The organism is Ligilactobacillus araffinosus DSM 20653 (genome assembly GCF_001435375.1).
In the GTDB taxonomy this organism is placed as follows: Bacteria; Bacillota; Bacilli; order Lactobacillales; family Lactobacillaceae; genus Ligilactobacillus; species Ligilactobacillus araffinosus.
Genome location: NZ_AYYZ01000002.1, coordinates 81,081 through 100,707, shown reverse-complemented (window position 1 = coordinate 100,707; position 19,627 = coordinate 81,081). Strand labels below are relative to the sequence as shown.

The following is a 19,627-nucleotide window of genomic DNA, read 5'->3' as shown; positions in this document are numbered from 1 at the left end:
CAAACAATATCTATACTTAATAACTCATGACTAAAAGAGGTTGGTTACCCACCGCCATGCAATTTCAAAGATATTCGCTTTTTTAACAGCGGTCGTTGTTTGGGCCCTGACCGCGCACTTCGTTCCATTTACCGTTTCAAGGTTTTGATCATCAACCGTAAACTTCATCGTCCCTACCATTTCATGATCCGCTAATGGAGCAGCAAGCGCATTGCCTTTCTTATTAAGTAAACTCTTCTTCACGTTGACCTTAACTGCCACGTCATTGGCTTTAGTCCCCTTCTTTAACCAGAGGCCTTCAGCAGCTGCGTTAGCAACTTTAACATTAACCTGTTTTCCATGATATACAGGTAAGGTAGCTGTCTTTTGGCCCTTCTTCAAGGTTACATAATCATATGTATGGTAAATATATGACATTAATTTTTGAGTTTGAATAAAGCGTGCTGGATCAGTCCCATCCTTATGTGACGCGCCTAAAACAACCGTAATAATCCGATGACCATCCTTATTCGCTGTTCCAACAAAACAAGCGCCCGCAGCGTCTGATGTTCCTGTTTTTAATCCGTCAACGGGCAGTAACGTGTATGAATTTTGACTTCCTGGTAACATCCAATTCCAGTTTTTCATTTGAACTTGTTGGCTTCCAGTATTGAAATTCATTTCTTTTATACTTGATGTTTTAACAATTTGTGGATACATTTGAAGAAGTTTCATTGAGATTAGTGCCATATCTTTTGCAGAAAACTTATTTTCTGCATTTGGCGATGCTCCAGGATATGCATCACTTTTCATTAATTTATTCGTTAATCCATTGCAAGTATAAATTTGAGCGTCATTTACACCAAGTTTTTTTACGTCTTGACGCATTAAATTAACAAAATCTTTTTGATTGCCTGCAACCGCCTGAGCAAGCGCCATGGCTGCTCCATTAGCTGAATTAATTAACGTTGCTTGATAAAGCGCCTTTATTGAATATTGTTTTCCTTTTTCAAGAGGAACATTGCTCAATGAAGAATCTTGACTAACTGCACAGACATTATCAGAAGGTTTTACCATCTGATCCCACGAAAGCTTACCATTTTGAATTGCCTGAATAACAATATACAGTGTTAATAACTTTGATAATGAAGCTACCGGAACTGATTGGTTGGCATTTTGTTGATATAAAATTTGCCCAGTCTTTTCATCGATGGCAATAGCTGATTTTACATCTAAGTGCAATCCTTGAGTTTGCTGTGATGATTTTGAATTTGATGCCACCATAGATGTCGCTGTGCTTGACTTTAAAGAACCTGCCGCCTGAACTGCAACCATTCCTCCGGTAGCAAACACCGTTATTGCCGCTACTATTCCAATTAAAACCTTTTGTATTTTTTTAACTAAACGCATTCTCTAATCTCCAATACTAGTCAATTTGTTCCAACTTTTCCTTTTTTGCCGGTTGATTAACTGGGAAACGCATTACAAAGGTTGTCAAATGATTATTTGATTCAACCTTGATTGTTCCATGATGTAATTCCACAATTCGTTGAGTAATCGCCAATCCCAAACCGGTTCCACCTGTCTTTTGATTACGTGATTTTTCAACCCGATAAAAACGTTCAAAGACCTGTGGTAACGAATCCGGCGGAATTGGTCTCCCATCGTTTGAAACTTGAATCTCAATTTCATTATCATTCATTTTTCGTGCCGAAAGGTAAATATTCTTCCCACCTTTACCATACTTTAATGCATTGGTAATTAAATTATTAAAGATTCGAGCAAATAATTCCGGATCGGCTTCAAGTTTCAGATCACCATCCGGCATTGTGGTTGAAATCGCCATGCCTTTTTCTTTAGCTTCCAGTTCAAAACTTGCTTCTAGTTGTTCAAAAAGTGACATCAAAGAAACTGTCATTAGTTTTAACGGCATATCTGTTTGACGAACTTTTGTATATTCAAACAAATCATTAACCAACGACTTCATTTGATTCGACTTTACAAACGCAATATGCGCAAACTTAAGCAAATCTTCTTCCGATTGGTATTGTTTATTCTCAATCAATCCTAAATAACCAATAATTGAAGTCAATGGTGTCCGAATATCATGGCTAACATTCGTAATCAATTCGTCTTTTGATTTTTCGATGCGGCGTTCCTCTTCCATCGATTTAACCGTGCTATCCACCAGAGCGTTAATACTTTCAACTACTCGTTGCATCGACCCGTTTAAGACAAACGGAATTCGATGATCAAAATGACCTGAAGCAATATAATGTAATTCAGAAATCACATGATAAAGTTGAATTTGACGATATTGGTGAACAATCCGCCAATACAAAACGAAGCTATTAAAAACAATTGCAATGAATACAAAAAGCAGTCCCCAGTTACCGAATTTGATATCATTCGGTCCCAATGCAAGCGACATTTTAATATCAAAAATTCCACTAGTAACCCCTGGAATATGTCGCGTCCACTCATTCAATAAAATATAAATTGCGAAATCAGCTGCTAACAATAAAACAAGCGTAAACAAGATTTCCAAAAGGAGCTCACGTTTTTCTTTGGAGGTCATCTTCAACTTCATTGTTGTCCGCCTTCTTCGCGCTCCTTATTTTTAATGTGTTTCAATTTTATAACCTACACCCCATACTGTTTGAATAACTTTTTCACCATTAGTTGCCTCTTCGATCTTATCACGTAAATGACTTACGTGAACCATAACTGTTTTAGCCGAAACTACCGACTCCTGTTGCCATACGCGTTCAAAAATTTCATCAGCTGAAAATACACGGTTAGGATGACTTGCAAGTAAGTACAAAATTCCGAATTCAAGAGCCGTCAATTGGATCGGCTTCCCCGTTGAAGTCGTTACTTCATGTGAATCCCGTTTAATAATTAGTGGCCCGATTTCAATCTGATCTGGTTCTTCGCTGCGAACGTCGTGCTGTGACCGCCGAAGTAATGACTTGACCCGTGCCATTACTTCTAACGGATTAAACGGTTTAGTTACATAATCATCTGCCCCTTGAATCAACCCTTGAATCTTATCAAGGTCATCGGTTTTAGCTGAAAGCATTAATACTGGAATTTGTGAGTCTTTTCGAACTTCACGTAAAACAGCTAAACCGTCCATCTGTGGCATCATAATATCCAAAATCATTAATCCAATGTCAGGATTTGTATTAAGTTTTGTAATTGCTTCCTTGCCATTATAAGCTTTCTCTACATCGTATCCTTCATTCGTGATGTAAATGCTCATTAATTCAACAATATCTTTATCATCATCAACAACTAAGATCTTCATATAGTATCTTTCTCCTATTCTCTGGTATCCCATCATCTATCCTAATAGACGATAACTGTCAAAAAACCTAGTCTGCCTTTTTTATTTTAACAAAAAATTTAACTAAACGAAAAATTTATCTCGAAATTCATTAAATATTCTTATTTTTCTTTAAATTTATATTTTCCAAAACTTCAAAATTATCATAGAATAGAGATATAGAACTTTGAAGGAGGATTTACTTGATGTTAGTTAAAGACTTTATCGATAACACCTTAACATCAGACAATTTTAATAAAATGGTTGTCAACTTGATCGGCCATTTTGGAACAATGGTGCGTGAAATTGAACATAACCGTCCTGAATTCAGTCAAATTATGGAACGGAAATTACTTTGGACTGATGATAATGCACTTTTAGGTGCCAAAGATTTCCCTGCAAAATACAATGACGAATATGGGATGTACTTCTCAACCGAAGCTTATGAAGATAATCCAACATTTCTCGCATTTAAAGAAAAGCTGACTCAATTCCAAAAAGCAGTTAAAGCATTATCTGCCAAAATCAGCAAGGAAGATGAAGGTTTGATCGAAACCTCAACGTTGCGGAACCTTTTCCCAGTGGAAAAAGAAGACGGTAAAGTTCAAATGCCCCGCATCTACGCCTCGAAGGACGGAAATGTTCAAATCTTAACGGAAGAAAATTACGGTTTCAACGGTAAACGTGATCTTGATTTCTACGATATGTTTAATACTGGCGTATACTCATTTGAAGAAGTCGCTTACTATGAATTGAACAAGGAAGACGGCAGTTCACTTGAAACAGCTGATTTAAAGGACTTTGATTGTGATACGATTCTTGGTCACTTATTAGTCTTTATGGTCCGTTACGGTTACACCGCAGCTGACTTTGAAAACTTTGTCGAAAACTTCGATATTATTGGCTAGTTGATCAATTAAACTACGTTAAAAAGACGCGGAAAATTTCCGCGTCTTTTTTATTGTGTCTTATTTTACAAGCCAAACCTGATCATTAATAAAATCAAATGGTCGATGATGCTGATTAAGCTGATCAACCAGCTGCAACTGTGCATTTTGCCAAAATTTTGTGGAATTGGTTGCGCCATTGCGTTCACCAATCACGATCAGGTTCCCTTGGAAGTAATTTTGCCGCAAAAAATGCAAAACTTGCCAATCAACTTCCCCGCTATCCGGCGCCCACGCCATAATGATATTATCCACATGTGAATAATATTTTTGAACTGCAGTAACTGCATCCAGCTTTTCCAGCGCTGTCCACGGACACGGCCGGTCGTTATCCTGACCCTGCCAATCAAGGTTATCCGTCGCAATTGTATTTTTCAAGTTCGCACTGATCACGGCGTTGCCCGCCATAATCTCTAAATTATACGAATCTAGGCCGCAAAAAGCTTGCAAATCATTGATCCACAACTGATTGCAAATATGCCAAATTCCAAAATTTTCAATCATTACCTGTCTTAAATTTTCAAATTGCGGTGAAACATCCATCAATTGTGGATATTCAATCAAATTATCAAAAATTAAATCCGTTGAAAGTTCCAATTCTGTTAGTTCAACTTGGGGTAACCGCTGCTGTTGATAAGCGTTGATCGTTGTTAAAATTTGATCGCATTTTTCCACAACCGGGGTTAACTTAAGAAAACTTTGTCGAATTTCCTGAACTTGTTTCACATAATCATCAAGCACCATTGTGATTTCACCTGCCATTATCCGGTATAATTAAATTATACCAAAGAAATGAAGTGAATCTTATGCAGTTACCCACAGTTAATCCCCACAAACAACATTGGACGATTCATGATGTGATCTTACTTTCATTGATTGCAATTTTTTTCGGCTTGATCTACCAAGGATGGAATTACGTTTATTATCTGCTTGCAGCAACTCCGTTAAAACCCTATGCCAACGATTTAACACTTGGGGTCTGGCTGATGGCTGGCCCAGTTTCTGCGCTGTTATTGAAGAAACGCAACGCGTGTTTGATCGGCGAGTTGCTAGCAGCCATTTTAGAAATGTTTATTTTTTCAAGCTGGGGCGTTGCGACGATCATTTCGGGAATAATTCAAGGACTAGGATCAGAATGCGGATTTGCTCTTACCGGATACCATCATTTTGACAACGGCGAATTATTCTTATCCACAATTACGGCAACCCTGATCACTTTTGGGTGGGATCTTTTTCAAAACGGCTATCTGTATTATCCACTGCACATGTTAATTACGCTGTTACTTCTACGCTTCATTTCAATCGGACTTTTTGCCGGACTCATGGTTGCGGCAATTAAAAAATTACTTATTAAGACAAAGGTGGTGGCTGCATAATGGATCTTGAAATTCAAAACCTGACTTTTACATATCCAACACAGCCATTATTGCTGGAAAATATTACCTACCGTTTTCCATCTACCGGATTAACGGTCATTGCTGGCCAAAACGGTAGTGGTAAGTCAACTTTGCTTCAATTACTGGCAGGAATTCTTGCACCTTCATCTGGAAAAGTTCAACTGAATCACCAAGATGTGAGTTTAATTGTTCCGGCAGCACGGGTTCAACATTTGGCATACCTTCCCCAAAACACCCGTCACTTTTTTACGTTTAAAACCGGGCGGGAACAGCTGTCTTTTATGCTTGAAAATCTTCAAACACCAAGTGACCAAATTCCCAAAATAATTCACCAAATCGTTGCTGAAAATTCATTGGAATATCTCGTTGACCAGCCGATAACTACCCTTTCCGGCGGTGAATTGCAACAGATGGCTCTTGCAATGATCTTCAGTCTTGATCCTGAATATCTGCTTTTAGATGAACCATTTGCGAACTTGGACCACGACCATCAGCTCCAACTTATCCACATGTTAAAAAGTAAAAAAAACAACACTGCAATCATTGTGGCTGATCATCAACTACAGTATTATCAAGATTTCGCTGATAGCTGGTTGAACGTTACTGTGCACAAATTACAATCATTCAACCCAAGCTTTCAAAATTCGCCAACTGTTTCACGTGTAACCGCTGGTTTACCAGTTTCAATCTCGTCCCGGCTTCAGTGGCAAAAATTAACATTTAGCCAGGCTGGTCGTCCATTAGTCGTTGAAAGTACCTTTCAGTTGCCTCAAAGAATGGTTGGGTTATTAGCTGGCAAAAATGGCAGCGGCAAGTCGACCCTTTTGAATGTACTTACCAAGCAGTACCCCTATTCTGGTCAAATTACCTTTGATCAGCAAAATGAGCAACGAATCAGCATTCGAAAATGGATTCAGCATATTACTTTAGGTTTTCAAAACAGCGAAGATCAATTTATCAAAACAACGGTTCGCGAAGAACTTCAAAGTGCACAACAGGCTTCATATCACCCGAACTTTTGGACAAATTTACAAATCAGCTCGTGGGTTCAAAAATTCAACTTGCAAAGCATCATTGATGAAAGTCCATATTTTATTTCCGGTGGCCAACAAAAAAAGGTTCAGCTGCTAATTTTAGCAATCATCAGCAGTCCCGTAATTTTACTTGACGAAATCTTAACCGGTCTCGACCACGCCTCTGTTGCACTCGCATGGGATTTAATCGAAATGCTTACACAACTTGGCTGCGGCATTCTGATCATTGATCATCAATTTCAATCGTTCAAACATTACGACTACGTTCTTGAAATTCATGACTCGCATCTTCAACTTTTACCGAAAGGAGAATCACTAAATGAAATTGACCACTAACCCTCGTCTTAATCCGACAATTGCCGTTTTACTAATGTTAATTCTCGGACTAATCTTGACGTTTACTGCGAAGATTTGGCTGAATATTATTGTCTTTGTTGGATGTTTACTTTATCTTTTAGCCTGCCGGGTCTCATTTAAAAAAATGGGAATTGCCCTTTTAATTGCGTTTCCGTTTGCGCTTGGAAGCTGGCTATCATTTATTTCATTTAGTCATTCATATACAAGAGCCTGGCTGTACGCAACCCGGATCTACACCTATTTTTCATTGGGAGCCCTCGTTACCCTTTGTTATTCTTTGAAAACAGTCCTTTTAAGCCTGCATCAACATTTTCGCCTTTCAAATACGTTTGTTTACGGGATTCTTACTGCAGTCGGAATGATTCAAAATGTAAAGGCTCAAATCAAAAAAATTCGGATTGCCGCCAATATGCATAACCAAACGCTGAATTGGTGGAATCCGATGCTTTATTTAAAAATTATTGTCAGTTGTTTGAATTGGTCAGATAACCTTGCCGTTGCCATGACCCTTCAAGGATTTTCCAACGATTATCCCCGTACCGAAACTTATCACGATTCGATTTCAATTTTCCAGTGGGGACTCTTAATTCTTTTAGCCTTGGTTTGCGGCGGATTGGCGTTCTTTTAATACCTGGTCGATCAGGTGCCAATCCTTTTCAATTTCAGGAGCTAATTTCCGATTATAAAAAACTGCTGCGGGATGAAACGTTGAAATCACCGTATATTCTCGATCAGATAAAACATAGCCGTCTCCCGTTGCATTTAACTGCTGAATCTGCTGGCAAAATACTTGTCCGTGATGGATTCCAACACTGAACTTCGGTCCCAAAATGCGCTGCAAACTCGTATTGCCAACCGTCACGATGACTTCCGGATTAACCTGTTCCAATTCCCAATCAAAAAGCGGAGCATAGGCTAATACTTCTTTTTTCGTTGGTGTTCGGTTCGGCGTCCTAGTTTCAATTTCGCCAGTCTTTTTATTCTTAACCTTTTTGATCGAGTATGGACGGCTACGAACAACACTTGTAATGTAAACATCATCCCGCTTCAGCCCGGTTATCGCTAACGACTTCATTAATTCCTGACCAGACTGTCCAGAAAACGGTATATGCGCCGTAATTTCCTTTCTTCCGGGGGCTTCACCAACGATCATCAATGGCGGATTAATTTTCCCTTGACCGGATAAAAAGCCTTCAAGCCGATAACCAGCTGCCCGCTGCTTTACCCGTTCTACTAATTCTTCCGGATATTTCATTTTAACCTCTTAAAATACAAAAAGCCTGTCAGGCGACAATCACCCAACAGACTTAATTGTCTAATTTTCAATTAGATTATTTTTCACGAACTGAGTCAAGAACTTCTTTAAGTTCTGAAGCTGACTTGTGTAAGCCGGCCATTTCTTCGTCTGTGATGTGCATTTCAACAATGCGTTCTACACCGTTTTCGCCAACGATTGCTGGAATACCTGTGTAGATGTCCTTCAAGCCGTATTCACCGTTGAAGTATGCTGATGTTGTCAAGATTGCATGTTCATTTTCTAAGATTGCACGAACAAGACGAGCTGTACTCAAACCGATACCCCAGTTTGTGATCTTCTTACGATCAATGATGTAGTAAGCAGCGTCACGAACTGTCTTCCGGATGTCTTCAAGTTCATCTTTCTTGATGACACCTTCGTCACCGTCTTCAATCCAATCCATTAATGGCTTGCCACCGATTGTAGCTTGTGACCATAATGGTTGTTCTGAGTCGCCGTGTTCACCAACGATGTATGCTGAAATGTCGTGTGCGTCAACACCTGTCTTGTTTGATAATTGCATCCGTAAACGAGTTGAGTCAAGTGATGTACCTGTACCGATAACCCGGTTTTGTGGTAAGCCTGATTCGTCCCATGCAACATATGTTAATACGTCAACAGGGTTTGAAACGATAACTAAGTTGCCATCGAAGCCTGAACCCATAACTTCTTTAACAATTGAACGCATAATCTTTGCGTTTGTACCAACTAATTCCAAACGTGATTGGCCTGGTTTTTGGTTGATACCAGCTGTAATGATAACCATTTGGGCATCTTTACAATCTGAGTAGTCACCATGGTAAACTTTGCAGTTTTCTGGTGCGTATGTAACACCATCCATTAAGTCACGAGCTTCACCGTCAGCCTTGTCACCGGCAACGTCGATTAATACCATTTCATCAACGAGACCTTGGTTTAAGATTGAGTATGCGCAACCCATACCTACACCGCCGACACCAACGACAGCAACTTTTCTTGATGTTCTTGTGTTAGCCATTTATATCACCTCATAAATTATTTAAGGAAAATCCTTAGAAAAAGTTTTAATTTCTTAAAACTCTCAACATTTACTATTTTACCAAATCAGATAAATAAATGAAAACATTTACCACTAAATTTTGATAGAATTATTTTATTTTATTCTTTAATAATAATTAAAAAACTTATAGAACTCCTTATAAAAAAGAGAAACCCGCATAAAATTAGATTCTCTTTAAAACCAACTAATTTTAATATAGGCTATTATCATATAAATAAACAATTCATGTTAATTATTATCTTGTAGTTCTTTACATCACGTGATTCTTGATATAACTCAGAAAACGAATAATTGTATCAAGCTCATTATTATTAAAATCAGTCGAAATTTTTTCTTGAAGCTTCCGATACAGTTCCCGATGCATCTTAACGTGCAACTGCGCCAGTTTTTGACCTTCAGGAGTTAGCTGATAATAAATATTTTTTTTATTATCCGCATGACGTACAGCAATAATTAAATTTTCATTCTGCAGCTTACGTGCTGCGCGAGTAATCCCTCCTCGGGTAACTCCCAATTCTTTTGCAATTTTAATTCCGGTAAGCTCTTGCGATCGGCTCAACGTATCCAAAAGGTGATATGCTACGACCGACAATTTCGGAATCTTTTGCTTTAGTTTCGGATCATCAATGTGTTCCAACATCCATTCCTTGGCAACCGTTAATTCACTGTTATGCGCATTTTGAATTTGGGAAATTAAAATTGTAATTTGATTGATTTTATTGTTCATTGATTAAAACTTCTCCGCAATCTTTGCAGCATCCTGCATTGCTTTTTCTTTAATTGTATCACGCCGATCACGGAATTGATCAACACCTTCAATATAAAGGTCGGTAAAGTCATCCACACCGAAAAGTTGCAATGCCAGTTTAAGATAGGTGCCACCAAAATCAAACTTTTCAAGCGGAGTTCCATGATAAACACTTCCGGCTGTTTGAATATGCAAGGCCTTTTTATTTTCAAGCAAGCCAACTGGACCCTTTTCGGTATATTTGAATGTTTTCCGCGGAACCGCAATAATATCAATATACTGTTTCATTTCAGCCGGCAGGAAGAAATTATACATTGGATTGACAAATACGCACTTGTCAGCTTCCAAAAATTCATTTAGCCATTGATTGTGAGCTGCAATTACTTTTTGTTCCTCATCAGATAATAGTTGGCCGTTCCGTTGATGCTTCCACGCTTCCATTGTTGCGTCATTTAACGGCGGGACTTCTTCGGCATATAAATCGTGTGTAATGATCCCGTCATCAGGATGACGTTCACGATATTTTTTAATAAAATAATCAGCAACACTGATTGAAACACTGTCCTCAACATGTGGGTGTGCCTTAATTACTAATACTTTTGTCATTTGATTACCTCCTAAACTAATTTCCAAAAGAATTATCTAATTATTTTTGTTGCTTGTCAACATTAATGGAAGATAGTAACAAAAAAAGACCGAGACAGTAAATCTCAGTCTTTTTATTTTCTAAGTTTTAGTTAGGCCTGATACCGTGATTTTCCATCCAAATATGTTTCACTTAAAGTCATATCTGGGTTTAAAATCAAGAAGTCAGCATCAGCCCCTGGAACGATTGAACCAACCTTATTTTCCATGTGCATGCTCTTGGCCGGAACTAATGAACCCATCCGAACAGCTTCTTCTGGCGTTGCAATGTTCCAATCAACAACATTCTTCAAGGCATCCTTTAACAAAAGAATACTTCCGGCAAGGTTATCGCCGACTTTTAACCGTGCCATATCGTCCTTAACATAAACTTCAAGTTCACCAAGCATATAGTCGCCATCAGGCATCAACCCGGCCCGCATGCAATCGGTAACCAACGCAACGTTGTCCGGTGTCTTTTGATCGATCAATACCCGAACAGCAGCTGGTGCATTGTGGTGCCCATCACAAATAATTTCGCACGTTGTATCATCCATCGTGTAAGCAGCACCAACCATCCCGGGGTCACGGTGACCAAATTCATTCATTCCGTTGTATGTATGCGTAAACATTGATGCGCCCGCTTCAATGCACCGCTTTGCTTGTTCATAGGTTGCTGAACTGTGACCGATTGAAACCACAACGCCTTCCTCAACAGCTTGACGGGTAAATTCAGCAGCCCCTTTCCGTTCAGGTGCAATTGAGATCTTGTTCAATAATCCATGCGCAGATGCTTGCCATTTGTGGAATTCATCAATGTCAGGATCGCGTAAGTACTTCGGGTCTTGGGCCCCCTTGTGTTCTTCCGTGAAGTACGGGCCTTCAAAGTGGATCCCACGAATTTTGGCACCCGTTTCTTGCCCTTGGTGATCGCCAATTGCCTTACATACGTTATTCAATTGGTCAAATGAAGCCGTAACCGTTGTTGGCAGCCATGAAGTAACCCCAGCTTTTAACAATCCTTCTGACATTTCATTGATTGCATCCCAATCGCCATCCGTAACATCATGTCCAAGAAGACCGTGAATATGTGTATCAAATAATCCGGGAGCAACCCACTTGTCGCCGTATTCAACAATCTTCCCAGCTGGCTTTTCTGATTCTGGGTAATATGAACCAAATTTGCCATCATCGGTAATTTCCAAATAACCATTTGTTTCAGTTGTATTCTTTAAAAAGAATTTTGCTGCATGAATGTAATATGCCATAATATTCTTCCTCGTTTTCTAAATTAGTTTCACCAAAAATTGGAATAGACCATTTATCACAATTATTATTGTTTCACATTTTGTTATCGCTTGCAAGTGTTTTTAGCTGTTAAATTCCATTAATTAAACGTTGTATTTTAATCATAAATAATAAAAAGAAGCCTGTAACTTAAGTTACAGGCTTCTTTTATTAACCTATCAAATTAGGCATTAGCTTTTTCAAATGTTTGTTCAAATAAATCATAACTGAAATCAGCTGTTGTTGGAACAACCTTATCCGCCTTAGCTAATTCTTGGGCATCACCAACAGCAACTGCAACCATGCCAGCATCCTTAATTGCTTGAACCCCAGCAACCGCGTCTTCAACGCCTACACATTCGCTTGGTTTCAAGTCAACGGCAGCGGCTCCCGCTAAGAAAATATCTGGAGCAGGTTTGCCATGCGCAACCTTTGCAGGGTCTGCAATGGCATCGAATTCATCGAACAAGCCAAGCTTCTTTAAGATTGCCGGAGCATTCTTTGAAGCTGATGCAAGTGACATCTTAACGTTGTGGGCCTTTAATTGAGCAATCAATTCAGTAATTCCTGGTAAGATGTCATCTTTTGACAAACCATCGATTGCTTCCAAGTAGTAGCCGTTCTTCTTCGCAGCTAATTCTTGAATATCATCATCAGAAAATTGGTCAAGCTTGTTGCCATATTCCAAAATTTTCTTTAATGAATCAATCCGGCTAACACCCTTTAATTCAGTTTCAAATGAAGCTGGCAATTCGATGTCCAAGTTTTCCTTTGCTAATTTGCTCCATGCAGCAAAGTGATACTTTGCTGTGTCAGTAATAACCCCATCTAAATCAAATACTGCACCTTGCATTTGCATTGTTTTATCCCTCTTTCTTTTTCTGATGAAGGAGGCCGTGGCATAATGCCACAGCCTCTTGTTCATTTACTTTTTTTACTAGTCGACCTTAACTTCTTTACCGTTTAATTTAACTGTTAATGGTTCACCCTTGATCAACTTAATTTCTGTGTTGTCCTTGGCAACCTTAACTTCTAATAAACGGCCCCGGAATGTTAAGCGGAAGTTATAACCGTTCCAAGCCTTCGGTACGAATGGTTTAAATTGCAATTCGCCATCATTGATCCGCATTCCTGCAAATCCTTGAACAATTGCTAACCAGCCACCGGACATTGCCGTAATGTGCAAACCATCAACGGTATCGTTATTGTAATTATCCAAATCAAGCCGAGCTGTCCGTTCATATAATTCAACTGATTTTTCTTCGTACTTCAAATCAGCAGCCATAATTGCATAAATTGAAGCTGACAAACTTGATTCGTGGACTGTTAATGGTTCATAGAAATCGAAGTTACGCTTCTTTTGTTCTTCTGTGAAGTCATCCATGAAGTACCACATTGCTTGTAAGACATCAGCTTGCTTTACGTATGGTGAACGTAAAATCTTGTCCCATGACCAGTGTTGGTTGATTGGTAATTCATCAGCCGGAATCTTGTTGATTGGGTTGTTGTTTTCATCCAATGTGATGTCTTTGTCTAAGAAGCCATCGTGTTGAACAAAGATTCCAAGTTCCTTATCTTCTGGTAAGTACATCTTATCAGCGATTTCTTGCCATTTTGAAACTTCTTCATCTGTAATGCCAAGTTTCTTAGCTTGTTCATCAGAGATTTCCTTGGCAATTTTTGCTGTGTAATCAAGTTCCCATTTAGCAGTTACGTTGGTGTACCAGTTGTTGTCAACGTTGTTTTCGTATTCGTCAGCACCTGTTACCCCGTGGATCATGTATTGACCGTTGCGTTCTGAATAGTGAACCCGATCTGCCCAGAACCGTGCGATTTCAACTAAGACTTCGCTACCTTCGTTCAAAACATAGCTCTTGTCGCCAGTTGTTTTCGTGTAGTTGTAAATTGCATAAGCAATATCACTGTTCCGGTGAATTTCTTCAAAGGTGATTTCCCATTCGTTGTGGCATTCGATTCCGTTGAATGTAACCATTGGGTATAAGGCACCCTTCAAGCCTTGTTGTTGAGCGTTGTGGTGGGCACCGTCTAATTGGTTGTAACGGTATAAAAGCAAGTTACGAGCAACTTCTGGGTCTGATGTTCCTAAGTAAACTGGCAAGCAGAATGCTTCTGTATCCCAGTATGTAGCACCACCGTACTTTTCACCAGTGAATCCTTTAGGGCCGATGTTTAAGCGTGCATCATTACCATAGTATGTTGAGAATAATTGGAATAAGTTAAAACGAATTCCTTGTTGAGCAGCTTCATCACCATCAATTGTGATGTCTGATTTTTCCCAACGTTCTGCCCATGCACTTGCTTGAGCGTCTACTAATTGGTCGTATGTTTGTTCGCCGGCCTTGTTCATCAAATCATTTGTTGCTTTGTCTAAAGCATCAACCGTGTCATAATCCCGTGAGGTTGTTACGATTACGCGCTTTTCAAATGAAACTGTTTGATCAGGTTGGATTGAACCTTCAAAGTTGTTAGCAACATATTTTTCTTCATTTTCTGATTGAACTGCCTTCAAGTCTGTTTCGTGACTCATTGCCATTTCAACAGTAAAACGAGGTGTGCCAAAGTTATTTTCAGCAGTCTTTCCAACTAAGCGGCCTGACTTGTCAGCAACTGACTTGTCAAGAACGCCCCAGAATTGTTCGCCATAGTTTGAATCTTCGTTATAAACATCAGCGTTGATCAATGATTGAACTTCAATCTTAACTGGTTCGTCGCTTAAGTTTGTGAATGTCAACTTGTTAGCGTACAATTCCTTGAATGCGATGCTGACAAACCGTTCTGATGTCACTTTGATCTTATGACCATCTTTTTCAACGATGAATGAACGATCTAAAACGCCACGCTTCATGTCTAAGCAAAGTTCAAAGTCTGAGAATGAATCCTTTGCCAAGTCGATTGATTCACCGTTGATCTTGATGTCAACACTAACAAAGTCGATGGCATTCGGAACCTTACCGAAGTATTCCGGATAACCATTCTTCCACCAACCAACACGGGTCTTGTCAGGATACCATACACCACCAAGGTAGATTCCTTGATGCGTGTCGCCAGAATAGTTTTCTTCAAACATTCCACGCATTCCCATGTATTCGTTCCCGATACTTGTCATACTTTCTTGAAGACGCTTATCTTCAGGATTAAATTCGTGTGTTACGATCTTCCAAGGATCAATTTCAAAGATTCTTTTCATCTGTGTCACCTCTTATTGTTTTTAATAACCTTCAACTTGATAGGCAATTTTGATTTGTTTATGTTCGCCGGCCGCTAACCGCACATTTCCGAATTCATTGTGATGCAATGCATCTGGTAATGTTTGAACTTCAGTTGCCAGCGAGTCAAAAATCCCCTGACTATCATTTTCACCGTTTTGCGGATCAGCAGTAAAAATCACTAACCCATTCCGGTCGCTGAAGACCTTAATTTTAACTTTTTGATCTTTTTCGTTAATTTCAACAACTGGTTCCGTCATTGATGGTTCAACTGCATAACCATTATCGAAACCTTTTTGCTTTTCTTCTTTGCGTAGTGCTTCAACCGCTTTTGCCAAATCACGCGGCTTTGAAAAATCAAATGCTGTTCCAACATTATCAAGTAACTTACCTGTTGGAATTTTTTCAGCATCTGTCTCTTGCCGTTGAGTGCCGTTAATTCGCACATCAACATTCTTCAGTCCCTGAGTTAACGCCCAATAAATATGGATTGTTGGATCATAAACCGTCGCTGTTTGCGCTGTAATATCATACGTTATATCTAAACGATTATTATCACGCAAGATGTAGTTGATCATTAACGTTAAATCACCAGGAAAGCCGTCAACAGTTGGATTTAAGTTTAAAGTCAATGTAACTTCATTTGATGAAACTTGATATCCATCAAAAACTTGTGAGCTTACACCGTGATCTCCACCATGTAAGCAATTATGATTCTCGTTAGCTGGAACTTGAACTTCTTTTCCATCAAGTTCAAATCGTGCATCTTTGATTCGTCCAGCGATCCGACCAATCTGCTTACAAATTTGATATGGATTCTCTGCATATTGTTGTGCACTGTCAAAGTTTACAATCATATTTTCACGTTGTCCATGGTGCATAATTGAATACTCTTGAATAATTCCACCTAAAGATAAAATTGTTACCCGAGTATCATTTGCATTCGTTAACGTAAAATGTTCAATTTCTTTCCCCTGATACATCTCTTTTTTCATTTTTTCACCCGCTTAATTACTCTTCAATTGGAGTATGTGGTTCTTCTGGTGCTTCAGCACTTGTTTCTTTAATCGCAAATACTGATACGGCACCTAAAAGCATTACAATTCCTGCCAAGAGGAACATGTTCGTTTGTTTACCGCCAAGCAATGGGAAGATAACGAAGCTGGCAAGTGAAGCAACAATTTGCGGTAAGCAAATTGAACCATTAAACAAACCAAGGTATGTTCCCATATGCTTTCCTGATAATGCGTTTGTAACAATTGTTAATGGATAAGTATTCATTGCAGCCCATGCAATTCCGACTAATGTAAATGAAACAATCAATACCATCTTTGAATGAACAAAGAAGACTGAACCAAAACCAATTGCTCCAAGCGCTAAACTACCTGCATAACCTAACTTATGCATTTTGTTTGGTAACTTAGCCAAAACATATGACCAAATAACAGCTGCAATTGATTGAACGGCAGCTAAAACACCATACCAGTTACCGGCAGCTTGGAAGCCGGCTGAAGCTGTGTTAGTTGTGTGCCATACATTGGCAGCAATTGCCCCATTTGAGTATGTCCACAAGTATTGGAAAGCGAACCAGCAGAAGAATTGAACTAAAGTTACTGTCCAAAATGCCTTCGGAGCCTTCTTTAATAACGTGAACATGCCAACTTTTTCTTCGTTGTCTTCTTCAGAAATACCATGATACTTAGCGTATGTTTGCGGATCATATTCATGAACCCGAAAAACAGTGAACAAACTTGTAACGATTAAGATTGCAGCACCAATGTAGAATGACAATTTAACTGACATTGGAACGTCACCTTTGTGTGCTGTATTCGCAACCCCAAAGAAAGTCAATACAAATGGGAAAACAGCTGCTAAAACTGCACCGGTATTTGATAAGAAACTTTGAATTCCATATGCGTAGCTCTTTTGCTTATCGTTAACCATATCACCGATCATCATCTTAAACGGTTGCATTGCAACATTTGATGACAAATCAAGAAAGGCAACGGTAATTGCAGCAAAGCACATTGCGGCCATTGAAGCGTAACCTAATCCTAAACTTCCTGAGTTCGGTAACAAGCACATAACAATAACGGCAACAATCGTTCCTAAAAGAAGATATGGAAGCCGCCGTCCGCCAAGTTTCGGTGCCCATGTCCGGTCTGAGAAGTAGCCAACTAATGGTTGAACAATTAATCCAGCCAATGGCGGTAAGATAAAGAACCATCCCAAATCATTAGGGTTAGCCCCAATTGTTTGGAAAATCCGACTCATTTGTGAACTCTGCAATGTGAAAGCCATCTGAACCCCTAAGAAGCCGAAGTTGATCATCCAAATGATACTTGGTTTCAAATTAGGAAGTCCTGCTTTCGGTTGCTCGTTTTTCATTTCGCGATTCCTCCTAAATTGTTTCTAATCGATTACTTAAATAATTGCTTTATGTGTAAACGATTTCCAAAAATGATACAATTAAAAGTATACCGCTTTCTCGAAATTTATGCAATCGGTTGCACGAAATTCACAAATTCTATAATAATTTTTTCTATTAAAATTATTAATTCTTATATAAGATAAAACCTTTTGGCATTAATTGTTGATTTTCATAAAGATTTGAAATCAACGGGGTCGCAACCGTTAATTGAACAGTTGTCTCAGTTGTATTAAATACCGCATGAATATTATTATAGCTTAATTTAATTAATCCGTTCTTAGTAACATTCCACACCAAATCCTTAACATTTAACTCATTCGCAATTTGTTTACGAATTTCAATTAAACGTTGCATAAACTGATACATATCATGATCTTGAAACTTTTCATCCCATACCATCGGCTTTCGATCGTCTGGATCATTTTCACCTGTCATTCCGTACTCTGTCCCATAATAAATACTTGGTGTTCCCGGTTGAACAAAGGTAAATGCAAAAATTTGTTTAACAAGTTCCATATCATTATGAGCTAACGTTTTAATTCGAGCAGTATCGTGTGAATCAAGCACATTAAACATCATTGAGTCTGCTTGATCGTTATAAAGCATTAATTGTTGATTTAACTTGTTCTTCATTTCCAAAGCATCAATTTCATGGGTTAGAAAATGTTCTTTAATTGCTTCGGTATACGCATAGTTCATAACCCCTGTAAACTGATCACCTTGCAGCCATGGTTGCGAGGTATGCCAAATTTCACCTAAAATATAGAAATCAGGTTTAAGTGCTGTTGTTGCATCATGGAATCTTCTCCAAAAATGATGATCAATTTCATTAGCAACATCCAACCGCCATGCATCAATATCAAATTCTTTGATCCAATAAGTAGCAATTGAAAGCAAGTATTCTTGAACTTCCGGATTAGCTGTATTCAATTTTGGCATATGTGGAGTGTAATCAAACGTTTCATATGTCGCATCGTTACTAAATTCAAAGTTATCAGTTGGCGTATAGCTGACGGGGAACTTGTTAATATGGAACCAGTTGGCATATTTTGAATTTTTTCCGTTTTTTATTACATCTTGCCATTGTGGTGACTGGTCGCCAATATGATTGAAGACTGCATCTAACATGACTTTAATGCCACGTTTATGCGCTTCATCGACTAACTTCTTAAATAACTTTTTATCGCCAAAATGCGGATCAATTTCAAAATAGTCTTCAGTATCATACTTATGATTTGAAGGAGCTTTAAAAATTGGATTAAAATAAATTCCATTTACTCCTAAATCGACTAAGTGATCAAGATGATCTAAAACTCCTTGCAAGTCACCACCATAAAAATCTTGTCTTCCTGGGTGAACTGTTGAATCCCATTCTTTTGTTCCCTCAGGGTTCAGCTTGGGATTACCATTTGCAAATCTTTCAGGAAAGATTTGATACCAAACCGTATTTCGAACCCATTGCGGAGCCTTAAACATATCAATTTCTTGAAAAAATGGCATCCGAAAATAATTATTTTCATTTTTTAAGTATTCCTGACTGTATGATGTTTTGATTCCCTGATCATTATAAAGAATCTCTTCGCCTTCATTGTCAGTTAAATAAAATCCATATGCAACCCGATGTTTTGATTCTTTAATCGAAATTGTCCAATAATCATATACATCGGTGCTTAAACCTTTTTTCATCGGTACTTTTTGCAGATACCAATTACTGTTTAATGAACGAATTGCGTATGGATCCCCATATACAATTTCAACTTTGCGAATATCATCTTTAGCTGTCCGAATTCGAATATGCATTGTTTCTTTATCTAATAAGAACGCATATTCACTTTCAGGACGGTGATAAATTGCTGCATAATTCATCGTTAATCCCTTCTTTCCAAAAAACTGTGATTTACAAGTTTATATATTACTAAAACCACTTAAATA

At 38.6% G+C, this 19,627-nt stretch carries 18 protein-coding genes; 4 read left to right on the top strand and 14 right to left on the bottom strand.

Going from position 1 to position 19,627, the window contains the following annotated elements:
- Nucleotides 1-30: 30 nt before the first annotated feature.
- The 3 genes from FC64_RS00410 to croR are packed head-to-tail and all read right to left on the bottom strand — an operon-like array spanning nucleotide 31 to nucleotide 3,289.
- Nucleotides 31-1,389, bottom strand: coding sequence for a D-alanyl-D-alanine carboxypeptidase family protein (locus tag FC64_RS00410; RefSeq protein ID WP_057906039.1), 1,359 nt, complete (start codon nucleotides 1,387-1,389; stop codon nucleotides 31-33).
- Between the two features lie 16 nt (nucleotides 1,390-1,405).
- A complete protein-coding gene (locus tag FC64_RS00405; protein WP_057906038.1) occupies nucleotides 1,406-2,569 on the bottom strand; it encodes a sensor histidine kinase in 1,164 nt (387 codons plus the stop codon).
- Nucleotides 2,570-2,599: 30 nt separating this feature from the next.
- Nucleotides 2,600-3,289 (bottom strand): response regulator transcription factor CroR, encoded by a 690-nt coding sequence (gene croR, locus FC64_RS00400; RefSeq protein WP_057906037.1) that lies wholly within the window; start codon nucleotides 3,287-3,289, stop codon nucleotides 2,600-2,602.
- 224 nt (nucleotides 3,290-3,513) lie between these two features.
- Here croR and FC64_RS00395 point away from each other — a divergent pair, with 224 nt between their 5' ends.
- Nucleotides 3,514-4,215, top strand: a complete 702-nt coding sequence (locus FC64_RS00395; RefSeq protein WP_057906036.1) for a hypothetical protein — start codon at nucleotides 3,514-3,516, stop codon at nucleotides 4,213-4,215.
- A gap of 60 nt (nucleotides 4,216-4,275) precedes the next feature.
- Here FC64_RS00395 and FC64_RS00390 read toward each other — a convergent pair whose 3' ends face one another.
- Nucleotides 4,276-4,998, bottom strand: coding sequence for a hypothetical protein (locus FC64_RS00390; RefSeq protein ID WP_057906035.1), 723 nt, complete (start codon nucleotides 4,996-4,998; stop codon nucleotides 4,276-4,278).
- Nucleotides 4,999-5,060: 62 nt separating this feature from the next.
- Between FC64_RS00390 and FC64_RS00385 the strand changes: the two genes are divergently transcribed.
- The 3 genes from FC64_RS00385 to FC64_RS00375 are packed head-to-tail and all read left to right on the top strand — an operon-like array spanning nucleotide 5,061 to nucleotide 7,670.
- Entirely contained in the window at nucleotides 5,061-5,630 is a 570-nt protein-coding gene (locus FC64_RS00385; RefSeq protein ID WP_057906034.1) for an ECF transporter S component, read from the top strand.
- The gene (locus FC64_RS00380; protein ID WP_057906033.1) at nucleotides 5,630-7,021 is read left to right on the top strand and encodes an ABC transporter ATP-binding protein; all 1,392 of its coding nucleotides are present in this window, start codon (nucleotides 5,630-5,632) and stop codon (nucleotides 7,019-7,021) included. The genes FC64_RS00385 and FC64_RS00380 overlap by 1 nt, the downstream gene beginning before the upstream one ends.
- Complete coding sequence (locus FC64_RS00375) at nucleotides 7,005-7,670, top strand: energy-coupling factor transporter transmembrane component T family protein (RefSeq protein WP_057906032.1); 666 nt, start codon at nucleotides 7,005-7,007, stop codon at nucleotides 7,668-7,670. Before FC64_RS00380 ends, FC64_RS00375 begins: the two co-directional genes overlap by 17 nt.
- Here the strand turns inward: FC64_RS00375 and FC64_RS00370 are convergent.
- From FC64_RS00370 to FC64_RS00325, 10 genes are all read right to left on the bottom strand, one after another.
- A complete protein-coding gene (locus FC64_RS00370) occupies nucleotides 7,635-8,297 on the bottom strand; it encodes a uracil-DNA glycosylase (RefSeq protein WP_057906031.1) in 663 nt (220 codons plus the stop codon). The two genes, FC64_RS00375 and FC64_RS00370, sit on opposite strands and share 36 nt — an antisense overlap.
- Nucleotides 8,298-8,373: 76 nt before the next feature.
- The gene (locus FC64_RS00365) at nucleotides 8,374-9,336 is read right to left on the bottom strand and encodes an L-lactate dehydrogenase (RefSeq protein ID WP_057906030.1); all 963 of its coding nucleotides are present in this window, start codon (nucleotides 9,334-9,336) and stop codon (nucleotides 8,374-8,376) included.
- A 292-nt stretch (nucleotides 9,337-9,628) separates the two neighbouring features.
- The gene (locus tag FC64_RS00360; protein ID WP_057906029.1) at nucleotides 9,629-10,105 is read right to left on the bottom strand and encodes a MarR family winged helix-turn-helix transcriptional regulator; all 477 of its coding nucleotides are present in this window, start codon (nucleotides 10,103-10,105) and stop codon (nucleotides 9,629-9,631) included.
- Nucleotides 10,106-10,108: 3 nt separating this feature from the next.
- Nucleotides 10,109-10,732, bottom strand: a complete 624-nt coding sequence (locus FC64_RS00355; protein ID WP_057906028.1) for an FMN-dependent NADH-azoreductase — start codon at nucleotides 10,730-10,732, stop codon at nucleotides 10,109-10,111.
- Nucleotides 10,733-10,863: 131 nt separating this feature from the next.
- The gene (gene nagA / locus FC64_RS00350; RefSeq protein WP_057906027.1) at nucleotides 10,864-12,018 is read right to left on the bottom strand and encodes an N-acetylglucosamine-6-phosphate deacetylase; all 1,155 of its coding nucleotides are present in this window, start codon (nucleotides 12,016-12,018) and stop codon (nucleotides 10,864-10,866) included.
- Between the two features lie 203 nt (nucleotides 12,019-12,221).
- Entirely contained in the window at nucleotides 12,222-12,890 is a 669-nt protein-coding gene (gene pgmB, locus FC64_RS00345) for a beta-phosphoglucomutase (protein WP_057906054.1), read from the bottom strand.
- An 84-nt stretch (nucleotides 12,891-12,974) separates the two neighbouring features.
- A complete protein-coding gene (locus tag FC64_RS00340; protein ID WP_057906026.1) occupies nucleotides 12,975-15,245 on the bottom strand; it encodes a glycoside hydrolase family 65 protein in 2,271 nt (756 codons plus the stop codon).
- 21 nt (nucleotides 15,246-15,266) lie between these two features.
- A complete protein-coding gene (locus tag FC64_RS00335) occupies nucleotides 15,267-16,259 on the bottom strand; it encodes an aldose epimerase family protein (protein ID WP_057906025.1) in 993 nt (330 codons plus the stop codon).
- A gap of 16 nt (nucleotides 16,260-16,275) precedes the next feature.
- On the bottom strand, nucleotides 16,276-17,652 hold the full coding sequence (locus tag FC64_RS00330; RefSeq protein ID WP_057906024.1) for an SLC45 family MFS transporter: 1,377 nt from the start codon (nucleotides 17,650-17,652) through the stop codon (nucleotides 16,276-16,278).
- A 166-nt stretch (nucleotides 17,653-17,818) separates the two neighbouring features.
- Complete coding sequence (locus FC64_RS00325) at nucleotides 17,819-19,561, bottom strand: glycoside hydrolase family 13 protein (protein ID WP_057906023.1); 1,743 nt, start codon at nucleotides 19,559-19,561, stop codon at nucleotides 17,819-17,821.
- Nucleotides 19,562-19,627: the final 66 nt, after the last annotated feature.

What these genes read in the sequence shown, in the direction of transcription:
- FC64_RS00405 (WP_057906038.1), bottom strand. Translation starts at nt 2,569, where the DNA reads ATGAAGTTGAAGATGACCTCCAAAGAAAAACGTGAGCTCCTTTTGGAA.
- FC64_RS00385 (WP_057906034.1), top strand. Translation starts at nt 5,061, where the DNA reads ATGCAGTTACCCACAGTTAATCCCCACAAACAACATTGGACGATTCAT.
- pgmB (WP_057906054.1), bottom strand. Translation starts at nt 12,890, where the DNA reads ATGCAAGGTGCAGTATTTGATTTAGATGGGGTTATTACTGACACAGCA.
- FC64_RS00330 (WP_057906024.1), bottom strand. Translation starts at nt 17,652, where the DNA reads ATGAAAAACGAGCAACCGAAAGCAGGACTTCCTAATTTGAAACCAAGT.
- FC64_RS00395 (WP_057906036.1), top strand. Translation starts at nt 3,514, where the DNA reads ATGTTAGTTAAAGACTTTATCGATAACACCTTAACATCAGACAATTTT.
- FC64_RS00340 (WP_057906026.1), bottom strand. Translation starts at nt 15,245, where the DNA reads ATGAAAAGAATCTTTGAAATTGATCCTTGGAAGATCGTAACACACGAA.
- FC64_RS00360 (WP_057906029.1), bottom strand. Translation starts at nt 10,105, where the DNA reads ATGAACAATAAAATCAATCAAATTACAATTTTAATTTCCCAAATTCAA.
- nagA (WP_057906027.1), bottom strand. Translation starts at nt 12,018, where the DNA reads ATGGCATATTACATTCATGCAGCAAAATTCTTTTTAAAGAATACAACT.
- FC64_RS00365 (WP_057906030.1), bottom strand. Translation starts at nt 9,336, where the DNA reads ATGGCTAACACAAGAACATCAAGAAAAGTTGCTGTCGTTGGTGTCGGC.
- croR (WP_057906037.1), bottom strand. Translation starts at nt 3,289, where the DNA reads ATGAAGATCTTAGTTGTTGATGATGATAAAGATATTGTTGAATTAATG.
- FC64_RS00355 (WP_057906028.1), bottom strand. Translation starts at nt 10,732, where the DNA reads ATGACAAAAGTATTAGTAATTAAGGCACACCCACATGTTGAGGACAGT.
- FC64_RS00335 (WP_057906025.1), bottom strand. Translation starts at nt 16,259, where the DNA reads ATGAAAAAAGAGATGTATCAGGGGAAAGAAATTGAACATTTTACGTTA.
- FC64_RS00410 (WP_057906039.1), bottom strand. Translation starts at nt 1,389, where the DNA reads ATGCGTTTAGTTAAAAAAATACAAAAGGTTTTAATTGGAATAGTAGCG.
- FC64_RS00390 (WP_057906035.1), bottom strand. Translation starts at nt 4,998, where the DNA reads ATGGTGCTTGATGATTATGTGAAACAAGTTCAGGAAATTCGACAAAGT.
- FC64_RS00375 (WP_057906032.1), top strand. Translation starts at nt 7,005, where the DNA reads ATGAAATTGACCACTAACCCTCGTCTTAATCCGACAATTGCCGTTTTA.
- FC64_RS00380 (WP_057906033.1), top strand. Translation starts at nt 5,630, where the DNA reads ATGGATCTTGAAATTCAAAACCTGACTTTTACATATCCAACACAGCCA.
- FC64_RS00370 (WP_057906031.1), bottom strand. Translation starts at nt 8,297, where the DNA reads ATGAAATATCCGGAAGAATTAGTAGAACGGGTAAAGCAGCGGGCAGCT.
- FC64_RS00325 (WP_057906023.1), bottom strand. Translation starts at nt 19,561, where the DNA reads ATGAATTATGCAGCAATTTATCACCGTCCTGAAAGTGAATATGCGTTC.